Annotated in this window: 4 protein-coding genes; 1 reads left to right on the top strand and 3 read right to left on the bottom strand. The window is 72.0% G+C overall.

The annotated features are described in order from the left end of the window. Positions 1-375: 375 nt before the first annotated feature. On the bottom strand, positions 376-1,383 hold the full coding sequence (locus tag ACIOD1_RS35025; protein ID WP_401907205.1) for a stage II sporulation protein M: 1,008 nt from the start codon (positions 1,381-1,383) through the stop codon (positions 376-378). Positions 1,384-1,479: 96 nt separating this feature from the next. On the opposite strand from ACIOD1_RS35025, the gene ACIOD1_RS35020 reads away from it, so the two are divergent. Further along, positions 1,480-2,388, top strand: coding sequence for an RDD family protein (locus ACIOD1_RS35020; protein ID WP_401907203.1), 909 nt, complete (start codon positions 1,480-1,482; stop codon positions 2,386-2,388). A gap of 172 nt (positions 2,389-2,560) precedes the next feature. Here ACIOD1_RS35020 and ACIOD1_RS35015 read toward each other — a convergent pair whose 3' ends face one another. Next, positions 2,561-3,193 carry a hypothetical protein gene (locus tag ACIOD1_RS35015; protein ID WP_365630614.1) on the bottom strand — a complete coding sequence of 211 codons (633 nt, stop codon included), beginning with the start codon at positions 3,191-3,193 and terminating at the stop codon, positions 2,561-2,563. 99 nt (positions 3,194-3,292) lie between these two features. Next, positions 3,293-3,430, bottom strand: a 138-nt coding sequence (locus ACIOD1_RS35010; protein WP_365630617.1) for an adenosylhomocysteinase, incomplete at its 5' end; no start/stop codon positions are given.

Below are 3,430 nucleotides of genomic sequence, written 5' to 3'. Positions count from 1 at the left end.
TCCTTTGTACTCACCCTCTCGGGCTTTCCTCCGGGCTTTTCGTTCTGTTCTTGCGTTTCCGACTCTATCAGACTCTTTCGTGTCCGACTTCCTCGACGCTTTCCAGGTAATTCGCTTTCGCGTTTTCCCTTTCCGGCGATTCCGACTCTATCAGAAGATTTCCACCGGATTTCCCGGCTTCGATGTTCCTGAATGAGGAGTCGAATGTGCCCACTCGGAATTCAAATTCCTGGGGGCGAGATGAGACTTTAAACCATCGCTGCCGAACTTGTCCAGTTCGAGGCAACCGTTCGAATCTACCTCCCCACAGCGACCGTGTCAACGGTGTTTGCGGGACGACGAGGAGACTAGCAGCTCAGCGGGGTCGGGCGCACATCACGCCGCAGTGGGCAGGGTGGCCGTGCGGTCGGCTTCCTCCACGTCTCCGACCTCGCCGGCGCGGGAGGCGCGCCCGCCCAGGACATAGACGTAGACGAGGAAGGCCGCCTCCGCCGCGATTCCGATGGTGATGCGGGCCCAGGTGGGGAGACCGGAGGGGGTGACGAAGCCCTCGATCAGGCCCGATACGAAGAGGACGACGGCCAGGCCGATGGCCATGCCGAGGGCGGCGCGGCCCTGTTCGGCGAGGGCCGTGCGGCGGCTGCGGGGGCCCGGGTCGATGACCGTCCAGCCCAGGCGCAGCCCCGTACCGGCCGCTACGAAGACGGCGGTCAGTTCGAGGAGGCCGTGCGGGAGGATCAGGCCGAGGAAGACGTCGAGGCGGCCGGCGGAGGCCATCAGGCCGAGGCCGGCTCCGAGGTTGGCCATGTTCAGGAAGAGGATCCAGAGCACCGGCAGGCCGAGGAACGCTCCCAGGACCAGACAGATCGCGGCGGCCTGGGCGTTGTTCGTCCACACCTGGGCGGCGAACGAGGCCGCCGGGTTGCTGGAGTAGTACGTCTCGTACCCGCCGCCGGGCTTCGTCAGCTCCTTGAGCTGTTCCGGAGCGGCGAGCGCGCCCTGGACCTCGGGGTGGGTGGCTATCCACCAGCCGATGAGCACGCCGAGGGCCGTCGAGAGCAGGGCCGTGGGGATCCACCAGCGGCGGCTGCGATAGACGGCCGCGGGGAAACCGGCGGTGAAGAAGCGGGCCGCGTCGCGCCAGGTCGCGCGGCGGGTGCCGGTGACGGTGGCGCGGGCGCGGGCCACGAGCTGGGTGAGGCGGCCCGTGAGCATCGGGTCCGGGGCGCTCGACTGGATCTGCGAGAGGTGGGTGGCCGTGCGCTGGTAGAGGGAGACGAGTTCGTCCGCCTCCGCGCCCGTGAGCCGGCGGCCTCGGCCGAGGAGCTGCTCCAGGCGGGCCCACTGCGCCTGGTGCGCCGCCACGAACACGTCGAGATCCATTCGGCTGTCGCTCCCCCGTTCGACCTACTCCTCGTCCGGTCAGCTTGGCAGACTGGAGGGCACAGGGGCGGGTCAGGTCGGCGAAAGGTGCGTGCGGTGAGCGATCTGGTGACGGGGGACGCGGTGGTGCTGGGGCTCCAGCCCGCGAGGCTGCCGAGCCGGATGCTCGCGATCCTGCTCGATGCCCTGGTCTACGGCACCGGGTTCGTGTTCGTCTCCATCGGGCTGGTCGTGGCCACCGCCGATCTGGACCCGGCCGCGCAGGCCGCGGTGGCCGTGGCGGGTTTCCTGCTGGTGCTGGTCGGCGTACCCATCGCGGTGGAGACGCTGAGCCACGGACGTTCGCCGGGCAAGGCGGCCTGCGGGCTGCGCGTGGTGCGCGAGGACGGCGGGCCGATCCGGTTCCGGCACGCGTTGGTGCGCGGGGCGCTGGGGGTCGTGGAGCTGCTGATGACCTTCGGGGTCGTGGCCTGCATCGCCTCGCTGGTCTCGGCGCGGGGGCGGCGGCTGGGGGACGTCTTCGGGGGGACCCTGGTGGTACGGGAGCGGATACCGGGGGCGCGGGTCATGCCGGTGCCGCCTCCGCCGCCCTGGTTGGCGGGCCGCTTCACCGAGCTGGACCTGTCGGCCGTGCCGGACGGACTGTGGCTGGCGGTACGGCAGTACCTGACGCGGATGGACCAGCTCGACCCGCACACGGGCACCGCGATGGCGGCCCGGCTCGCGGACGACGTGGTGGCGCGGACGGGGACGCCCCCGCCGGCCGGGGTGCCGGCCGCCGCGTACCTGATGGCGGTGGTGCACGAACGGCAGTCGCGCGACGCCGCGCGGGCCTTCCACGCGCAACGGGCGGAGGTGGGAGCCCCGATACCGATGCCCGTGCCGCTGCCCGCGCCGGTGCCCGTGTCGATGCCGCAGCCTTCGTACGCTCACCCGCCCGCGCCGCAGGCGCCGGTGGGCGGGGAGCCGCCCGTGCGGCGGACCGGGTTCGCGCCGCCCGGCTAAGGGCTGTCCCGTGATCCGTGGTGGATCAGCGCGCGGCGTCGGATGCGGTGCATCGCAAGGCGGAGGGACGCCCGAATACCGGACGTATTCGGGCGTCCCGGCAACGCGGCGAGGTGCCGTAGCCCGACGCCGCGCGCCCACCAGGGATGACGGGACAGCCCTCGGGTCGGAGCTAGGACTCGTCCTCGTGCGGGGGGAAGGAGGACGGCGGGGTCTCCAGGTGTTCGAGTTCGATGCCGGGGGCCGAGAGGACCACGTCGCCGGAGAGGTGGACGGTGTGGACCTCCCCGGTGTCGAGGGCGGTGACCCGGTACTCGTCGACGAGGAGCGGGCCGCTGTCCGTGGGGTGCTCGGCGCGCGACAGCAGTGCCCAGGCCTGGTCGACGGTGCGGGGCGCGAGGACCGGGTCGGTGAGGGCCACGAGGCGGACCCGGGTGGCGGGCGCGCCGGGGGTCAGGCGCAGCAGGCGGGCCGTGGCGACGAGGAAGGCCGGCGAGGTGCCGGTGAAGCCGGGGGCGCGGACGTTGCCCTCGGTGGCCTCGGTTCCGGTGGGGTCGGTGCGGACCCACGTGACTCCGTCGATGGCGGCTCCCCGGACCTGCCAGCTCGACGCGTTGAGTTCGAGGCGGATCGGGCGGCCCAGTTCGTCGACGGCGAGGTCGACGGAGCCGCGGTGGTCGCCGTTGGGGGCGGTCAGCTGGGACACGTAGCGCCAGCCGCTGGGGCCGGGGGCGCAGTGGAAGTGCTCCTCGCCGAGCGGGGTGTGGTCGTGGGTGTCGTGGAGCGAGTAGCGGCCGCGGGGCATGGCTGGGGGTCCTTGCTGGTACGGGGTACGGGGCAGGCCCCCGGCGGGGTGCCGGGGGCCTGGCTCGGTGCTGTGGATCCGCGAGGAGCGGGGGCGGGATCAGTAGCGGTAGTGGTCCGGCTTGTACGGGCCCTCGACCTGCACGCCGATGTAGGCGGCCTGCTCGGGGCGCAGGGTGGTGAGGCGGACGCCGAGGGCGTCGAGGTGGAGGCGGGCGACCTTCTCGTCGAGGGCCTT

Origin of the sequence: Streptomyces sp. NPDC088097, from assembly GCF_044741845.1 — a bacterium.
GTDB lineage: Bacteria > Actinomycetota > Actinomycetes > Streptomycetales > Streptomycetaceae > Streptomyces.
Note: the sequence above shows the minus strand (reverse complement) of the source record. Positions and strands in the feature narration are given on the sequence as shown.

Excerpts from the sequence above, each read along its gene's own strand:
- ACIOD1_RS35025 (WP_401907205.1), bottom strand. The coding sequence starts at position 1,383 with ATGGATCTCGACGTGTTCGTGGCGGCGCACCAGGCGCAGTGGGCCCGC.
- ACIOD1_RS35015 (WP_365630614.1), bottom strand. The coding sequence starts at position 3,193 with ATGCCCCGCGGCCGCTACTCGCTCCACGACACCCACGACCACACCCCG.